18 protein-coding genes are annotated in these 16,349 nt (G+C 67.2%); 8 read left to right on the forward strand and 10 right to left on the reverse strand.

The genetic code is table 11. The annotated features are described in order from the left end of the window. Positions 1-6: 6 nt before the first annotated feature. Genes A9179_RS13940 through A9179_RS13970 form a run of 7 tightly spaced genes read left to right on the forward strand, consistent with a single transcriptional unit; the run spans position 7 to position 6,932 of the window. On the forward strand, positions 7-951 hold the full coding sequence (locus tag A9179_RS13940) for a DUF58 domain-containing protein (protein WP_187806823.1): 945 nt from the start codon (positions 7-9) through the stop codon (positions 949-951). After that, positions 948-1,445 (forward strand): DUF4381 domain-containing protein, encoded by a 498-nt coding sequence (locus tag A9179_RS13945; RefSeq protein ID WP_187806824.1) that lies wholly within the window; start codon positions 948-950, stop codon positions 1,443-1,445. Before A9179_RS13940 ends, A9179_RS13945 begins: the two co-directional genes overlap by 4 nt. Further along, positions 1,438-2,457: a vWA domain-containing protein gene (locus tag A9179_RS13950; protein ID WP_187806825.1), complete on the forward strand. Its 1,020-nt coding sequence runs from the start codon at positions 1,438-1,440 to the stop codon at positions 2,455-2,457. Before A9179_RS13945 ends, A9179_RS13950 begins: the two co-directional genes overlap by 8 nt. Beyond that, positions 2,457-4,277 carry a VWA domain-containing protein gene (locus A9179_RS13955; protein WP_187806826.1) on the forward strand — a complete coding sequence of 607 codons (1,821 nt, stop codon included), beginning with the start codon at positions 2,457-2,459 and terminating at the stop codon, positions 4,275-4,277. Before A9179_RS13950 ends, A9179_RS13955 begins: the two co-directional genes overlap by 1 nt. Beyond that, the gene (locus tag A9179_RS13960; RefSeq protein ID WP_187806827.1) at positions 4,274-5,911 is read left to right on the forward strand and encodes a BatD family protein; all 1,638 of its coding nucleotides are present in this window, start codon (positions 4,274-4,276) and stop codon (positions 5,909-5,911) included. Before A9179_RS13955 ends, A9179_RS13960 begins: the two co-directional genes overlap by 4 nt. A 23-nt stretch (positions 5,912-5,934) precedes the next feature. Next, on the forward strand, positions 5,935-6,549 hold the full coding sequence (locus A9179_RS13965) for a hypothetical protein (protein ID WP_262410593.1): 615 nt from the start codon (positions 5,935-5,937) through the stop codon (positions 6,547-6,549). A gap of 17 nt (positions 6,550-6,566) precedes the next feature. Next, positions 6,567-6,932, forward strand: a complete 366-nt coding sequence (locus A9179_RS13970) for a VOC family protein (RefSeq protein WP_187806829.1) — start codon at positions 6,567-6,569, stop codon at positions 6,930-6,932. A gap of 12 nt (positions 6,933-6,944) precedes the next feature. Here A9179_RS13970 and A9179_RS13975 read toward each other — a convergent pair whose 3' ends face one another. The 5 genes from A9179_RS13975 to A9179_RS13995 form a co-directional block, all read right to left on the reverse strand. Beyond that, a complete protein-coding gene (locus A9179_RS13975) occupies positions 6,945-7,514 on the reverse strand; it encodes a DUF1285 domain-containing protein (protein WP_187806830.1) in 570 nt (189 codons plus the stop codon). Between the two features lie 47 nt (positions 7,515-7,561). Continuing rightward, a complete protein-coding gene (locus tag A9179_RS13980) occupies positions 7,562-8,167 on the reverse strand; it encodes a DUF4823 domain-containing protein (protein WP_187806831.1) in 606 nt (201 codons plus the stop codon). 72 nt (positions 8,168-8,239) lie between these two features. Beyond that, complete coding sequence (locus A9179_RS13985; RefSeq protein WP_187806832.1) at positions 8,240-9,133, reverse strand: radical SAM protein; 894 nt, start codon at positions 9,131-9,133, stop codon at positions 8,240-8,242. A 30-nt stretch (positions 9,134-9,163) separates the two neighbouring features. After that, positions 9,164-10,132, reverse strand: a complete 969-nt coding sequence (locus A9179_RS13990) for a GTP 3',8-cyclase MoaA (protein WP_187806833.1) — start codon at positions 10,130-10,132, stop codon at positions 9,164-9,166. An 84-nt stretch (positions 10,133-10,216) separates the two neighbouring features. After that, on the reverse strand, positions 10,217-10,855 hold the full coding sequence (locus A9179_RS13995; protein ID WP_187806834.1) for a TetR/AcrR family transcriptional regulator: 639 nt from the start codon (positions 10,853-10,855) through the stop codon (positions 10,217-10,219). 73 nt (positions 10,856-10,928) lie between these two features. On the opposite strand from A9179_RS13995, the gene A9179_RS14000 reads away from it, so the two are divergent. Then, positions 10,929-12,062, forward strand: coding sequence for an aminotransferase class V-fold PLP-dependent enzyme (locus A9179_RS14000; RefSeq protein ID WP_187806835.1), 1,134 nt, complete (start codon positions 10,929-10,931; stop codon positions 12,060-12,062). A 380-nt stretch (positions 12,063-12,442) separates the two neighbouring features. Here A9179_RS14000 and A9179_RS14005 read toward each other — a convergent pair whose 3' ends face one another. The 5 genes from A9179_RS14005 to mltG all read right to left on the reverse strand — a co-directional run bounded on the left by A9179_RS14005 (position 12,443) and on the right by mltG (position 16,346). Then, positions 12,443-13,225 carry a TatD family hydrolase gene (locus A9179_RS14005; protein WP_187806836.1) on the reverse strand — a complete coding sequence of 261 codons (783 nt, stop codon included), beginning with the start codon at positions 13,223-13,225 and terminating at the stop codon, positions 12,443-12,445. A gap of 72 nt (positions 13,226-13,297) precedes the next feature. After that, the gene (locus tag A9179_RS14010; RefSeq protein WP_043310025.1) at positions 13,298-13,654 is read right to left on the reverse strand and encodes a PilZ domain-containing protein; all 357 of its coding nucleotides are present in this window, start codon (positions 13,652-13,654) and stop codon (positions 13,298-13,300) included. Positions 13,655-13,688: 34 nt separating this feature from the next. Further along, entirely contained in the window at positions 13,689-14,675 is a 987-nt protein-coding gene (locus tag A9179_RS14015; protein ID WP_187806837.1) for a DNA polymerase III subunit delta', read from the reverse strand. Next, positions 14,668-15,300, reverse strand: a complete 633-nt coding sequence (gene tmk / locus A9179_RS14020; protein WP_187806838.1) for a dTMP kinase — start codon at positions 15,298-15,300, stop codon at positions 14,668-14,670. The genes A9179_RS14015 and tmk overlap by 8 nt, the downstream gene beginning before the upstream one ends. Further along, positions 15,297-16,346, reverse strand: coding sequence for an endolytic transglycosylase MltG (gene mltG, locus A9179_RS14025; RefSeq protein ID WP_187806839.1), 1,050 nt, complete (start codon positions 16,344-16,346; stop codon positions 15,297-15,299). The genes tmk and mltG overlap by 4 nt, the downstream gene beginning before the upstream one ends. Between the last annotated feature and the right edge of the window lie 3 nt (positions 16,347-16,349).

Raw genomic sequence — 16,349 nt, forward strand, 5'->3', positions numbered from 1 at the left:
TTGTCCATGCACGCCCAGCCCACGCAACCCGGGATTCGCGTCAGCCTCGCCGAGCTGATCGAGATGCGCCATCGCGTGCGCGAAGTGCAGCTGTTCTCCACCCCGGCACGGCGCAGCCCGCTGATCGGCCTGCACCACTCCAAGCTGCGCGGCCGTGGCGTCGACTTCGACCAGGTGCGCGTCTACCAGCCCGGCGACGACGTGCGCACCATCGACTGGCGCGTCACCGCGCGCACCCAGGAGCCGCACACCAAGCTGTTCCATGAGGAACGCGAGCGGCCGATCTTCATCATGGTCGAGCAGAGCCGACGGCTGTTCTTCGGCTCCGCCCTGCAGTTCAAGTCGGTGCTCGCCGCCCAGGCCGCCAGCCTGTTCGGCTGGGCCGCCCTGAGCCACAACGACCGCATCGGCGGCCTGGTGTTCGGCGACAACGAGCACCACGAGATCAAGCCTCGGCGCAGCAAGCAGAGCCTGCTGCAGCTGCTCAACCGCCTCGGCCGCGCCAACCAGGCCCTGCACAGCGAGGCCCAGAGCAGCCGCGACGGCTTCGGCCTGGCCCTGCGCCGCGCCCGCGAAGTGCTGCGCCCGGGCAGCCTGGTGATCATTATCTGCGACGAGCGCGCGCTGAGCGATGCCGCCGAGCAGCAGCTGAGCCTGCTGGCACGCCACACCGACCTTATCCTGCTGCCGCTGTCCGACCCGCTCGACCACGCCCTGCCGGCCGCCGGCCTGCTGCGTTTCCTCGAACACGGCGCGCAGCTGGAACTGGACACCCACGACGCCGACCTACGTGCCGCCTACCACGCCCTCGGCGAACAGCGCCGCGGCCGCTGGCAGCGCCTGGCGCAGAAGCTCGGCGTACCGCTGCTGGCGCTGTCCACCGCCAGCGACCTGGTCGAGCAGCTGCGCGACCACCTCAGCAGCCAGCAGCGCCCGGGGAAGCGCCCATGAACCCGCTCGATCAACTGCAACCGACCATCGCCCCGCCGCCCGTGTCCTGGTGGCCGCTGGCTCCCGGCTGGTGGGCGCTGCTGGTACTGGTGCCGCTGCTGCTCTGGGGCCTGTGGTACCTGCGCCGCTACCTGCCGCTGCGCCAGCGGGAACTGCAGCCGCTGGAGCAGCCGCTCGACCCGCTGCGCCTGGCCGCCCTGGCCGAACTGGCGCGCCTGGTGCGTCCCTACGACGGCCAGCATGCCGGCCCCTGGCTGCAGCAGCTCAATGCCCTACTCAAGCGCCTGGCCCGCGCCCACTACCCGCAGGAGCACAGCCACATCCTCAGCGGCCGCGCCTGGCTGGCCTTCCTCGACAGCCGCTGCCCGGCCGCCGGCCTGACCCGCTGGATGATCCTGGTGGAAGGCACCTACCGCAGCCACTGCAGCCTCGACGACAAAGCGATCAATGGCCTCAACCAGGCCGTCGACACCTGGATCCGCAAGCATGTTTGAGTTCACCTGGCCCTGGGTCTTCCTGCTCGCCCCCCTGCCCTGGCTGCTGCGCCTGCTGCTGCCGGCAGCAGACAGCGGCGAGGCAGCGCTCAAGGTCAGCTTCCTCAGCGAGCTGGAGGGCCTCAGCGGTCGTCGCGCCCGTGCCAACCTGCCGGCCTGGCGCCAGCAGGCACCGTTCGTGCTGCTGTGGCTGTTCCTGCTGCTGGCTGCCGCCCGCCCGGAATGGGTCGGCGAACCGCTGCCGCTGCCGGCCAGCGGCCGCGACCTGCTGCTGGCGGTGGATGTGTCCGGCTCCATGGACTACAGCGACATGCGCTGGCATGGCGAAGAAATCTCGCGCCTGGAACTGGTGAAGAAGCTGTTCGGCGACTTCATCGAGGATCGCCGCGGCGACCGTGTCGGCCTGATCCTGTTCGGCAGCCGCGCCTACCTGCAGTCGCCGCTGACCTTCGACCGCCACACCGTGCGGGTCTGGCTGGACGAAGCGCTGATCAACATCGCCGGGCCGCAGACCGCCATCGGCGACGCCATCGGCATGGCGGTCAAGCGCCTGCGCCAGCGCCCGGCCGACAGCCGCGTGCTGGTGCTGATCACCGACGGCGCCAGCAACGCCGGCGAGATCGAACCCAAGACCGCCGCGCGCCTGGCCGCCGAGGAACACGTGAAGATCTACACCATCGGCATCGGCACCGACCCGCAGCAGAGCGGCATCATGGGCATGCTCGGCCTCAACCCGGGCATCGACCTCGACGAGGCCAGCCTCAAGAACATCGCCGAGCAGACCGGCGGCAGCTACTTCCGCGCCCGCGACGCCCAGGAACTGCAGGCCATCGAAGCCACCCTCGACCAGCTGGAACCGGCCCTGCAGCAACCGACCCGTGCCCGCCCGGCGCTGGCGCTGTACTGCTGGCCGCTGGGCACGGCACTGCTGCTGAGCCTGCTGCTGATCGCCCGTGACCTGTGGCCACAGGCCCTGCCGCGCCTGCTCAGCCGACTCGGGAGGCGCGCCTGATGGAGCTCGCCCAACTCTGGCCACACTGGCAACGCCCGTGGTGGCTGCTCCTGCTACCGCTGCTGGTCTGGCTGCTCTGGCAACTGTGGCACCGCGAGCGCCGCAGCGGGCGCTGGCAACTGCTGCTGCCGCCGGCCTTTCAGGCCGCCCTGCTGTCCGGCGGGCGGGCGCGCAACAACCACCTGCCGTGGATCGCCCTCGGCCTGGCCTGGCTGCTGGCCGGCCTGGCCCTGCTCGGGCCGAGCTGGCAGCGCATCGAGCTGGCCAGCCAGAAACGCGCCGACCCGCTGGTGGTGCTGCTCGAACTGACCCCGGCGATGCTTGCCACCGACGCCTCGCCCAATCGCCTGGAGCAGGCCAAGCGCAAGCTGCTCGACCTGCTGCAGGCGCGCGACGAAGCGCAGACCGCGATCATCGTCTATGCCGGCAGCGCCCACACCCTGGTGCCGCTGTCCGACGACCTGGGCACCGCGCGCAACCTGCTCGACGCCCTCAAGCCCTCGCTGATGCCCGAACCCGGCCGGCGCGCCGACCTGGCCGTGAGCAAGGCCCTGCAGCTGCTCGAACAGGGCGCCCAGGGCCAGGGCCGGCTGCTGCTGATCGGCAGCGAACTGGACGATAACGAACGCCGCGCCATCCGCACGGCCCTGGGCAACCACGGCGAGCGCCTGGCCATCCTCGGCATCGGCACGCCCCAGGGCGCGCCCATCCTCGGAGCCGACGGCAGCTTCCTCAAGGACAGCGCCGGCAGCATCCTCCTGCCGCGCCTGGACAGCAGCGGCCTCAAACGCTTCGCCGGCGAACTGGGCGGGCGCTACCGCCAGGCCCGCCCGGACGACCGCGACCTGCAGGGTCTGGGCCTGCTCGACGGCCCGCAGAGCCTGCGCGAGGATGGCGAGCCGACCCAGCTGGCAGCCTGGGCCGACCAGGGCCACTGGCTGCTGCTGCCGCTGCTGCTGCTCGCCGCCTGCGCCGGCCGCCGCGGCTGGCTGTTCTGCCTGCCGCTGCTGCTGGCCCTGCCGCAGCCGAGCCAGGCCTTCGAGCTGCGCGACCTGTGGCTGCGCCCGGATCAGCAGGGCCAGCGCCTGCTGCAAGCCCAGCAGCCGAAAGAGGCTGCCGCACGCTTCAGCGATCCGCGCTGGCAGGGTGAGGCGCTGTACCGCGCCGGCGACTACAGCGCAGCAGCCGAACGTTTCGCCCAGGGCGACAGCGCCGCCGACCACTACAACCGCGGCAATGCCCTGGCCAAGAGCAACGAGCTGGCCGCCGCCCTCGACGCCTACGAGCAGGCCCTTGAGCGTCAGCCCGACCTGCAGCCGGCGCTGCGCAACAAGGCGCTGGTGGAGCAGTTGCTGCAGCAGCAGAAACAGCAGCAGGCCAACCAGCCACAGCAGTCCGAACAACAGGGACAACAAGGGCAACAAGGGCAACAAGGGCAACAAGGCCAGCAGGATCAGCAGCAGAACGCCGGCGGCCAGGCGCAGAACGATGCCCAGGGCAATCCGCAGCAGCAGTCCACCACGCAGCAGGCCACTACCCAGCCAGGCGACCACAGCGCCGCCAGTGAGCAGGCCCAGGCCGGCCAGGATGCCACGGCGCAGAACAGCAGCGGCGAAGCGCAGGCCGACAAGCCCGCCGACGCCAGCCAGGGCAGCGCGCAAGGCCAGGCCCAGGCGGCCCAGGCCAGCGCCCGGCCGCTCGGCGACGAGCAGCGCGACGCCCTGGAACAATGGCTGCGGCAGATCCCCGACGACCCGGGCGAGCTGCTGCGGCGCAAATTCCTCTACGAACAGAAACAGCGCCAGGAACAGTCCCGATGAGCCGTCTGCTTTGCGCCCTCCTCTTCTGCCTGCTGAGCCTGCAGACCAGCGCCGCCAGTCTGTCCGCCACCGTGGATCGCGCCCGCCTGAGCGAAGGGGAAAGCCTCGACCTGATCCTCGAATCGGACGACGCCACCCTGTTCGGCAAGCCGGATCTGGCGCCCCTCGACCAGCAGTTCGAGGTGCTCAGCACCCGCCAGGAAAACAACCTCTCCACCGTCGCCGGCAAGGTGCAGTCCAGCACCCGCTGGATCATTACCCTGCTGCCCCGGCAGACCGGCTTCGTGGTGATCCCGCCGCTCAAGCTCGGTGATGCCAGCAGCCAGTCGATCACCCTGCAGGTGCTCAAGGGCGGCAGCGCCGATGCCAACGGCACGCTGGCGCCGATCTTCATCGACGCCAGCCTGGATCAGGACGCCGTCTACGTGCAGGCCCAGGTGGTGCTGACCCTGCGCATCTTCCACTCGGTGTCGCTGTTCGACGACAGCAGCCTGACCCAGCTCAGCATCCCCGATGCCCGGGTCGAGCAGCTCGGCGAGCCGCGGGTCTACGAGAAGACCATCAACGATGTACGCCACGGCGTGATCGAGGTGCGCTACGCGATCTTCCCGCAGAAGAGCGGCGAGCTGACCATCCCCTCCCAGGTGTTCAGCGCCACCCCGGTCGAGCGCGGCGCAACCGATGACTACAACCCGTTCGGCCCGCGCCCCGGTCGCCTGACCCGGGTCAAGTCGCCGCAGATTCCGCTGACGGTCAAGCCCAAGCCGGCCGACTACCCGGCCGACGCGCCCTGGCTGCCGGCCCGCGCCCTGAGCCTGAGCGAGGCCTGGAGCCCGGAGCCGGACAAGGCCAGCGTCGGCGACTCGCTGACCCGCAACATCATGCTGCGCGTCGAGGGTCTGTCCAGCGCCCAGCTGCCGCCACTGCCAGCCAGCCAAGCCCAAGGCCTGCGGCGCTATCCGGATCAACCGCAGCTGCACAACGAGAGCGGCGAGCGCGGCCTGATCGGCAGCCGCGAAGAACACGAGGCCCTGGTGCCGAGCCAGAGCGGGCGCATCGAACTGCCGGAACTGCAGGTGGTGTGGTGGAACACCCGCGAGGATCGCCTGGAGCACAGCAGCCTGCCGGCCCGTACCCTGGAGGTGGCGAGCAATCCGGTGCTGGACGCCGAGGCCCCGGTGGACAGCCCGGTAGCGGCCCACGCCGGCGACGCCCCGCTGCTGTGGCCCTGGCAGCTGGCCACCGCGCTGCTGGCGCTGACCACCCTGCTCGGCTTCGGCCTGTGGTGGCGTGCGCGCCGCCAGCCGGCGATTCTGCCCAGCGCGCAGACCGGCCCCAGCCCACGCACCCTGCTCGACGACCTCAAGCGCGCCTGTCAGGCCAACGACAGCCAGGCCACCCGCCAGGCCCTGGATGCCTGGGCGCGCCAGCAACCGGAAACCCTGGCTGACATGGCCGCGCGCTTCGTGCCGCTGTCCGATGCCCTGGATGGCCTCAATGGCGCGCTCTACAGCGAGACGGGCCAGCACTGGCAAGGTGAAGGCCTGTGGAAAGCCATCCGCAGCCTGCCCGCCCTGGAAGCCGCGGCTGGCCCCCAGGAAACCAGCCCGCTACCGCCGCTGTACCCACGCTGACCCGCATTCCAAGGATGGAACACATGACCCTCAAGGAAGAACTGGCCGCTTTCTACCGCCGCCTCGGCTTCAGCGACAGCGCCGACAAGGCCTGCACGGTGCCGGTGTATACCGGCTGCCTGCTGGTGCCGCTGCCGAATATCGAGACCCGCCACCGCTACCTCAAGTACCACGACCTGCATCACCTGGTGACCGGCTACAGCACCGGACGCATCGGCGAAGGCGAGGTCAGCGCCTGGGAACTGGGCACCGGCTCGATGCTCAACTCGCCCCTGCTCGGCACTATGAACCTGATCGCCCTGTCCACCGGTCTGTTTCTCGAACCCCGGCGTATGTGGCGCGCCTTCCAGCGCGGCTGGCAGAGCCGCAATCTGTATCCGCTGGCGCGCCGCCAGCAGATCGACGGTGACCACTGGCCCGATCTGGCAGCCTTGCGCCAGAGCCTGCTGGACAACCGCGCCAATCCCTTGCCAGTGGCCTTGCGCGCCGTGGAGTTCGCCGGCTACGCCGGCGTGGCGCTGCTGATCCACGCCGTTATCGCCATTCCCGCCGTATGCGCCCGCCTGATCACCGATATCGGCCTGGGCTACAGCTTTTTCCAGGCGGTGAAACCGCGCAAACGCAGCGACCTGTACTGACCTTCGAGGAGCCATTGATGGGCAATCTGACCACCACCGAAATCAAGGCATTCGTGCCGGCCAAGGACTTCGAGCGTTCCAAGGCCTTCTACCAGGAGCTGGGCTTTCGCATGGCCTCGGAAGGCGGCGGCGTGGCCTATTTCCACCACGGCCGCAGCAGCTTTCTGCTGCAGGACCTCTACGTGGCAGAGCTGGCCGACAACCTGATGATGCACCTGCTGGTGGAAGACGTGGCCGCCTGGTGGCAGCAGGTGCAGGACTCGGGCGTGGTCGAGCGCTACGGCGTGCGCCTGCACCCGCTGCAGGATCAGCCCTGGGGCATGCGCGACTTCGTGCTGCTCGATCCGTCCGGGGTGTTGTGGCGCATTGGCCAAAACATTTAAGCCGAGCGCGGGTTACTCCGGCAGCGGCCCAATCGGGAAGAAGGTGCCGCCGCTCCACACGCCCAGCCAGGTCTGGCCATCGATCTCGCGGGGTACCGCCAGCTCCACCAGCTGATAGAACACATTGCGGTGCACCAGGGCTTCCAGGTTGCGCCGCACATGCAGGTAGGGCGACGGCTCCTGGGTCACGGGATCCAGCTCCACCCGCAGCGGATGCTCGGCACCCGCCTCGACCTCTTCCTCGACATTGGTGGTGAAGCGCAGCAGCTGCGCCTCGCCCTCGCCGCTCACCTGCAGGGTCACGGCGACGAAGGGCGCGTCGTCGACGGTGATGCCGACCTTCTCCACCGGCGTGATCAGGAAATACTTGTCGTCGTCGCGGCGGATGATGGTGGAGAACAGCTTGACCATCGGCTTGCGCCCGATCGGCGTCCCCAGGTAGTACCAGGTGCCGTCACGGGCGATGCGCATATCGATGTCGCCGCAGAAATCCGGATTCCACAGGTGCACCGGCGGCAGGCCCTTGCCTTCGCCCTTGGGAATTTGCGCCAGCAGGTCGCCGGCCTTGCCCGGATCGGTCATCGTCTGTTTCCTTGTTCGACAAGGTCGCTAGTATGCCGCAAGCCGGCCTAGCGGTCGCTGACCCCGATCAGGCTGCGGGCGTACTGTTCGAAGGCTGGACGCAGCAGATCCTGGGGCTTGGTGTCGTACAACGTCAGAAAACCGCCACGGTTGCGGATGCGTGCGGTGTCCACCAGGTAGCGGGTGTTGGTTTCGATCAGCATCAGCTGGATCACGCTGGAGTCCACCCCCAGGCGATCCAGCGCCTCCTGATCCTCCCACTCCTCTTCGGTGCCGATACGGTCGTCGGCGGCAGCGAAACGGGTGTACAGCAGATAATGGGCGCCGGCGGTGCGCGCCTCGTTCAGCGCTTCCTCCAGACCTTGCGGCTGGGCCGCGCGGCGCACCAGCGGAAAGTACTCGACGAAGGCGTCGAAGGCCTGCTCAGCCACCACGTTGGGCCGTGGATGGGCATCGCCGGGCGGGGTGTAGTGGGCCTGGGAGATGAACACGAAGGAATCCGCCTGCAGCCGCCAGGAGCTGGCGCGACGGGTGTCGCTGTGATCGAGCACGCCGGCATCGCGCAGATGATATTCGGTGCCGGCCGCCATATCGCTGACCTTCATGCAGCCGCCGAGCGCCATCAGGCTCAGCAGCAGAATCACGCTACGCATCGCAGTTCCTCCCAGGCCGGTGACGGAAATCCGGCGGATAGAGAGACATAGCAGCTTCCGCGCCAACCTGAGTCACAGGCCGCGCTGCCACTCCTGGCGCAGGTGAGCCTGCTGCGGCCGCTCGATGGCCTGGCGCACCTGGGCCAGCAGGCGCGCCTTGTCCGCCCCCAGGTTGCCCTTGAGCACCAGGTAGTTGGAAGCGTGGTCACTGCGGAACACCGTGTCGTGCAGCTCCAGGCCCTGCAGCAGGCGCTCGACCTCGAGGAACAGCTCCTGCTGCTGCAGGGGCTGGAACTCGGCAAAGCCCTGGCGAAAACGCTGCTCGCCGGTAGGAAAACTGACCACCAGGGTCGACAGGTATTCCGGCTGCGCGGCATTCATCAGCCGTGCCGAGTTGTCCGCGTGCTGCTGGCTGAGGGTCGTGCCACCCAGACCATTGAGGATCATCACCGAGCGGGTGATGCCCGCTTCGCCCAGTTTCTCCAAGGCGCTGAGGCTGGACTCGTAGGTCTCGCCCTTGTTGACCAGTTCCAATACCTGGTCGTCGCCGGACTCGCAACCGACGTAGGCCATCTTCAGCCCGGCATCGGCCAGCTCCTTCAGCTCGGCAACCGACTTCTTGCGCAGGTTGCGCGGCAGGCAATAGCTGGAGACCCGCTCGACCTCGGGCATGTGTTCACGAATCGCCTGCAGGATGTTGAGCAGGCGCCGCGTCGGCAGCACCAGGGCGTCGCCATCGGCAAGGAATACCCGCTGGACGATCAGCTGCTGGCCGGCACGGCGGATTTCCTCAAGCACCTGTGCTTCGTCACGGGCACGGAATTTCTTCTGCGGCTGGGTATACATCTCGCAGAAGGTGCAGGCGTTCCACGAGCAGCCGTTGGTCACCGGCAGGATCAGCGAGTGGGCTTCGCTGGGCGGACGGAACACCGGTTCGATATAGGCGATGGGGAATTCGGCAGGCATGGCTTTCGTACAAGTAGGTGAGGCGGCGCACTAGCCACCGATGATTTTCATGACAGTGACGCCACCGGCAAAGGCGATGTCCTGTTTGTCCGCCAGGGCGCGCACCAGCAGGCGCTGCAGCGCCGGCAGGGCCTGGTGGCGCGGCTTATCGAGCAGGTCGCCGACATAGTGGCGGTTGCTCGACGACAGGCAGCCATGCAGCCAGCCGGTGGAGGACAGGCGCAGGCGCGAGCAGGTACGGCAGAACGGCACGCTTTCGTTGGCAATCACGCCGAAGTAGCCCGCACCGGGAATTTCATAGCGCAGCGCGGTGGCATCCAGCGGCGCCTCGGCCTGGACGAACTCGTAACGGCTGCCGATTACCTGCAGCAACTCGTCCATGCCGTAGAACTGCTGCTGAAAACTGGCGCCGTCGCGGGCCAGGTGGCCCATGCGCATCAGCTCGATGAAGCGCAGCTCGAAACCACGCTCCAGGCAGTAGTCCAGCATGGGCAACACCTGGTCATGGTTCTGCCCACGCAGCGGCACCATGTTCAGTTTGATCTGCAGCCCGGCCGCCCGTGCCTCTTCCAGGCCCTGCAGCACGGTCGGCAGGTCACCGCCGCGAGCAATGCGCTTGAACGCGTCGGGGTCGAGGGTATCCAGGGAGATGTTCAGCCGGCGCATGCCGGTTTCCAGCAGCAGCGGCAGCTTGCGGCTGAGCAACTGGCCGTTGCTGGTCAGGCTGATGTCCTGCAGGCCAAGACGGCTGACTTCGCGCAGGAACAGCTCGAGCTTGGGACTGACCAGCGGTTCGCCACCGGTGATGCGCAACCGCTCGATGCCGGCCGCCTCCATCAGGTAGGCCACGCCGCGCACCATGGCCTCGGCGGACAGCTCGTCCTGGGCGGCAATCAGCCGCTTGCCGTCGGGCACGCAATAGGTGCAGGCGTAATTGCAGGCGGCGGTCAGGCTGATACGCAGATTGCGGAAGCGCCTGCCCTGGCGGTCGACGATCATTAGGCGGCTCCGGCAGTGTCTACACCGGAGTATATGCCCGCCGCTGTCTGCGCAAAATGCATCATTGGCGGGCTGAATGGCACATCAAGCGGCCGGCGTGTCGCCGTCGCGCTTGCGCTTGTTGCCCATGCGCACGCCGATGTCCATGAGGAACTGGAAGAAGCCTTCCTGATCCTCCAGCACACTGCTCCAGAACGGCGAGTGGTACAGCGCCACGGCGCCATGCACCAGGGCCCAGGCCGCGCAGTAGTGGAAGTACGGCGGTACGTCTTCCAGCTTGCCTCCGGCGATGCGACCTTCGATCAGGTGGGTCAGACGCTCGAAGTTGGAGGTGCGAATCTTGTGCAGCTGCTCGACCATCTCCGGCACCTGGTTGCCCTTGACCACCTTCTCTTCCAGGCGGTCGAACAGGCGGTAGCGCTGCGGGTCACGCATGCGGAACTCGAAGTAGGCGCGCGACAGCGCTTCCTTGTCGCGAGCCACGTCCTCGGAGTGGAACAGCGCGTTGAGATCGCGCTCGTAGTCCAACATCAGGCGCAGGTAGACCTCGGCCTTGGACTTGAAATGCTTGTAGATGGTGCCTTTGCCGATACCGACCGCATCAGCGATCATCTCGACGGTGACACTGTCTTCACCCTGTTCGAGGAACAGCTTGAGCGCGGTATCGAGAATTTCCTGTTCGCGACGACGGAATTCACGGACTTTGCGAGGTTCTTTGTTCATAACGTGACTGCAGGATGAAAATCGAAGCGCATTATTATGCCTGTTCAGCGCCAAAATGCACGGATCATCGCCTATGTCTGCCTTTATTGATGAGTTTCCCCTGGCTTCGGGCCTGTATTACCTCAATCACGCCGCCGTCGCCCCCTGGCCAAAGCGCGCGGTAGACGCGGTGCGTCGCTTCGCCGAGGAAAACGCCCGGCTCGGCGCCAGCGATTATCCCGCCTGGCTGCAGGTCGAACTGCGCCTGCGCGAACGCCTGCAGCGCCTGCTCAATGCCCCCAGCCGCAGCGATATCGCGCTGCTGAAGAACACCTCCGAAGCCCTGTCATTCGTCGCCTTCGGCCTCGACTGGCGCGCCGGCGACCAGGTGGTGATCAGCGACGAGGAGTTTCCATCCAACCGCATCGTCTGGGAGGCCCTGCAACCACGCGGGGTCGAGGTGATCCAGGTGAACCTGGCGGGCGCCGATCCGGAAGCCGCCCTGCTCGCCGCCTGCGGCCCGCGCACCCGCCTGCTGGCGATCAGCGCCGTGCAGTACGCCAGTGGCCTGCGCCTGGATCTGCCGCGCCTCGGTGCCGGCTGCCGGCAGCGCGGCGTACTGCTGTGCGTCGATGCCATCCAGCAGCTCGGCGCCCAGCCGTTCGATGTGCAGGCCTGTGACTGCGCTTTCGCCATGGCCGACGGGCACAAATGGCTGCTCGGCCCGGAAGGCCTGGCGGTGTTCTATTGCCGCGCCGATCTGCGCGAACAGCTGGCTCTGCACGAATACGGCTGGCACATGCTCGAACATGCCGGCGACTACGACCGCACGGACTGGCAGCCGGCCCGCAGTGCCCGGCGCTTCGAGTGCGGCAGCCCGAACATGCTCGGTGCCATGGCCCTGGAGGCCAGCCTGTCGCTGCTGGAGGAAGTCGGCATGCAGCAGGTCGGCATACGCCTGGAGGAGCGCATGCAGCAGCTGCAACAGGGCCTGCAAAGCATCCCCGGCATCCAGCTGCACAGCCCGCTGGAACCGCAGCGGCGAGCCGGCATCCTGACCTTCAGCCTGGATGGCTGGAGCAACCAGGCGCTGTTCGCCAGGCTGCGGGAGCAACAGGTGATCTGCGCCCAACGTGGCGCCGGTGTGCGGTTTTCTCCGCACTTCTATACGGAACCTGCGGTGATCGAGCAGACCCTGGCGTTATTGAGGCAGATGGCACAAGGCTGAGTGCTCAGCAGCGGCTGCGGTATTCCAAATCTGTTTAAAAAACCGCCGCAACCTGCCTGGACGCAGGAGAAACATGGCCAATACTGGAGATTACTGGTGTGCGGCATCTCCCCCCAAGTGCCCCGCCAGTCGAGGTACCGTGGATCGCGTACCTTCGTTTTTACTCCTAATGGTCTTGACCCGGATTCATCCCCCAGAACCCGGGTTTTTTTTGTCCGCGATTTTATAGCAATACCGCCTGAGCCTCTTCAGAGGCTCGCGAGCTAGAGCCAGGCAAGGCGCAATCGGGCGAAGAAGCGCAGTTTACGAAGTGTAAATGAGCATTCTGAACCCGATTGCAACGCAGCATGGCCGACGCGCAGCAGTCTCTTAAGAGGCTCTCAGGCCACTCGAGCTAGAGGAAACAGCCGCTTGAAGTTGGCCGTGGTCTGCGCGGCCAGATCCTCGAAGCGCTCGCCACGCACCATGGCCAGGAACTCCGCCACTTCGCGCACGTACTGCGGCAGGTTGGCCTTGCCGCGGTAGGGAATCGGCGCCAGGTAGGGCGAATCGGTCTCCACCAGCAAGCGATCGGCCGGCACCTTGCGCGCCACCTCGCGCAGGGCATCGGCATTGCGGAAGGTGACGATGCCGGACAGGGAAATGTAGAAACCCAGATCCAGCGCCGCCCTGGCCATGTCCCAGTCCTCGGTGAAGCAGTGCAGCACACCAGCCTGCGGCAAAGCCGCCTCGCGCAGCAGGGCCAGGGTGTCGGCGCGTGCCTCGCGGGTATGCACGATCACCGGCTTGCCAGTGACCTTCGCCGCCTCCAGATGCAGGCGGAAGGACTGCTGCTGCAGCTCGGCCGCTTCCGGCTCGTAGTGATAGTCCAGGCCGGTCTCGCCAATGGCCACCACCTGCGGGTGGTTCAGTTCGGCCAGCAGCCAGTCGAGCACTGGCGCCGCACCAGGCTGCAGATCCAGCGGGTGCACCCCCACCGAGCAGTCGACATCGGCGTAGCGCTCGGCCAGGCCCTTGACCGCCGCAGCGTTGTCGGCGCTGACGCCGATGCACAGAAAATGCTGCACGCCGCGGGCGCGGGCGGCCTCCAGGGCGGTATCCAGGCAGCCGTTGTGCTGCGTCAGGTCGAGGCGGTCGAGGTGGCAGTGGGAATCAACCAGCATGGCAATCACGGTCTCTGAAAATGACAAAGCGCCCGTTCAGGGCGCTTTTGACTGGGCCTGAAAGGGCCGATGTTACATGGTGTGGGTCGGCCGATCCGATTTGAGGGCGCCAGCCAGGTAGGTTTCGATCTTGTTGCGCGCGGTGTTGTCGCCATCGTTGAACTGCACGCCGACACCGGCAGCACGGTTGCCCTGAGCCCCTTTAGGGGTGATCCACACCACTTTGCCGGCCACCGGAATCTTCTCCGGCTCGTCCATCAGGTTGAGCAGCATGAACACCTCGTCGCCGAGCTTGTAGCTCTTGGCCGTCGGGATGAACAGCCCGCCATTCCTGATGAACGGCATATAGGCGGCGTACAGCACGGACTTGTCCTTGATGGTCAGGGACAGGATCCCGTTACGCGGGCCGAGATTAGGTGGCAGACTCATGCGGCATTCCTGGCAATCTATCCAATGGCCGATTCTAGCCCGGTCCGGGCAGGCTTGCCCACTGCACCAACAGGGCTTCGAGAAGCAGAGCACCGTTCAAGTTGGCCTTGCCCAGGACTTTCTGGCGCTGCTGCAGTAGCCAGTCCTGCATCGCCAGCACCTTGTGCTGCGGCGCCTTGTCGGCCAGGTACTGCACCACCTTGCGCATGTCGGCCAGGCCCAGCCCCTGCTCGTCGCGGGTCAGCTGGTAGCGCAGCATCAGCTGCGTCCAGTCGCAGAACCAGTCGAACAGGGTAATCATCGGCATCGTCTTCCAGGCTTCGGCCAGTTGGCTGACGCCCGCCTGCTGCTTGAGCAGCTTCTTCACCCCCTCGACCACCTGCGCGCGCTGCTCGCGCACGCCCTGCTGTTGCAGGCGCCGCGCCGCCAGGGGCGAACCGCCGGCCAGGGTGAGCAGCTCGCGGCGCTCATCGTCGGCCGTTTCCGGCAGCGCCTGGGCCAGCCAGGCCAGGCTGTCAGCCTCGCTCGGCAGCGGACAGGCCTGCTGCACGCAGCGACTCTTCACGGTCGGCAGCAGCCGGCTGGGCTGGTGACTGACCAGCAGCAACACGGTGTTGCCCGAGGGTTCTTCCAGGCTTTTCAGCAGGGCGTTGGCGGCGTTGATGTTCAGCGCCTCCACCGGCTCCAGCAACACCACCTTGCGCCCGCCCAACTGGGCGGTCTGCACCACGAAGCTGACCAGCTCGCGCACCTGGTCGACCTTGATCGCCTTGTCGGCCTCCTCCGGCTCCAGCACGAAGTTGTCCGGGTGGGTGCCGGCCGCCAGCAGGTGGCAGGCCTTGCACTGGCCGCAGGCATCCAGGCCAGCCGGGCGCTGGCAGAGCAGGCGCGCCATCAGGCGCTCGGCAAGCTCGCGCTTGCCGATGCCGGCCGGGCCGTGCAGCAGATAGGCGTGGGCATGCTGGCTGCGACCGGCCAGCTGCTGCCAGAGCGCCTGCTGCCAGGGATAGGCTTCAGCCACGGCAGCGCTCCAGGATTTCCGGCAGCAAGGCATCGATGGACTGCTGCACGGTTGCCAGCGATTGCCCGGCATCCAGCACCCGGCAGCGCTCCGGGGCTGCGGCGGCACGATCCAGGTAGGTCTGCCGTACGGCCGCGAAGAAGCCCTGCCCTTCCTGCTCGAAACGATCCAGCCGGCCACGCGCGGCGGCCCGGGCCAGACCGATCTCGATCGGCAGATCGAAGACCAGGGTCAGGTGCGGACGCAGCTCGCCCTGGACGAAGCTTTCCAGGGCGGCAATGCGCTCCAGAGGCAGGCCCCGGCCGCCACCCTGATAGGCGTAGGTGGCATCGGTGAAACGGTCGCACAGCACCACCGTACCGCGCGCCAGGGCCGGGCGAATGACCTGCGCCAGGTGCTGGGCACGCGCGGCGAACACCAGCAGCAGCTCGGTATCGCTGGCCATCGCCTCGTCGCTCGGAGCCAGCAGCAGCTCGCGGATGCGCTCGGCCAGCGGCGTGCCGCCGGGCTCTCGGGTTAGCAGGACATCGAGGCCCTGCTCGCGCAGACGTGCGGCGAGGTATTCGCGGTTGGTGCTTTTGCCGGCGCCTTCCGGGCCTTCGAGGGTAATGAACAGACCGCTCACGGATTGTCCTTGTCGAGTTTGGGGCTGGAGCGGTAATCGCTGCGGCGCTTGAGCTGGAACTCGCGCACGGCGCGGTTGTGCGCGTCCAGGCTGTCCGAGAATACATGGCTGCCGTCGCCACGCGCGACGAAATACAGGCTGTTGCCGGCCACCGGATGCAGCGCGGCGCGGATCGCCTCGCGCCCGACCAGGGCAATCGGCGTTGGCGGCATGCCATCGATCAGGTAGGTGTTGTAAGGGCTGGGGCTGAGCAGGTGAGCGCGGGTCAGGTTGCCAGTGTAACGCTCGCCAAGGCCGTAGATCACCGTCGGGTCGGTCTGCAGGCGCATGCCGATGCCCAGGCGCCTGACGAACACCCCGGCGATCTGCCCACGCTCTTCCGGCACGCCGGTTTCCTTCTCCACCATCGAAGCCATGATCAGCGCATCGTAGGGGGTGGCGTAAGGCAGGTTGTCGGCGCGCTGCGCCCACTCCTCGTCCAACACCAGTTGCAGGCGAGCCAGCGCTGCCTTGAGCAGATCGAGGTCGCTCATGCCGCGCACATAGCGGTAGGTATCGGGGAAAAAGTGCCCTTCCGGATTGACACCGGGCAAGCCCAGGCGCGCCATCAATGCCTGATCGTCCAGTTCGGCGAGCAGGTGGGTGAGTGCCGTCTGGCGGGCCAGGGCAGCGCGCACCTGGCGGAAGTTCCAGCCCTCGACCAGGGTCAGGCTGTACTGCACCACCTCGCCACGCTGCCACAGCCCCAGCAGATCGCGGGCGCTGAGCTGCGGCGTAAGGCGATACTCACCGCTGTGCAGGGCCTGGCCCGGCAGGTTGAAGCGCCAGTACAGGCGTAGCCAGAAGGCGCCGTCCAGCACCGATTCGGCCTGCAGACGGTTGAGCACCCCGCTCGGGGTATCGCCCGGTACGACTTCGATCAGGCGCTCGGCCGACAACTGCAGCGGTTGCTCCAGCGCCATATGCAGGCGCCAGGCGGCGCCACCCAGCGCCAGCACGGCCAGCAGCAGGCCGGCGGCCAGCAGCCGCAATAACGTGCGAATCACGGA

This window comes from Pseudomonas alcaligenes (genome assembly GCF_014490745.1).
Lineage (GTDB): Bacteria > Pseudomonadota > Gammaproteobacteria > Pseudomonadales > Pseudomonadaceae > Aquipseudomonas > Aquipseudomonas alcaligenes_C.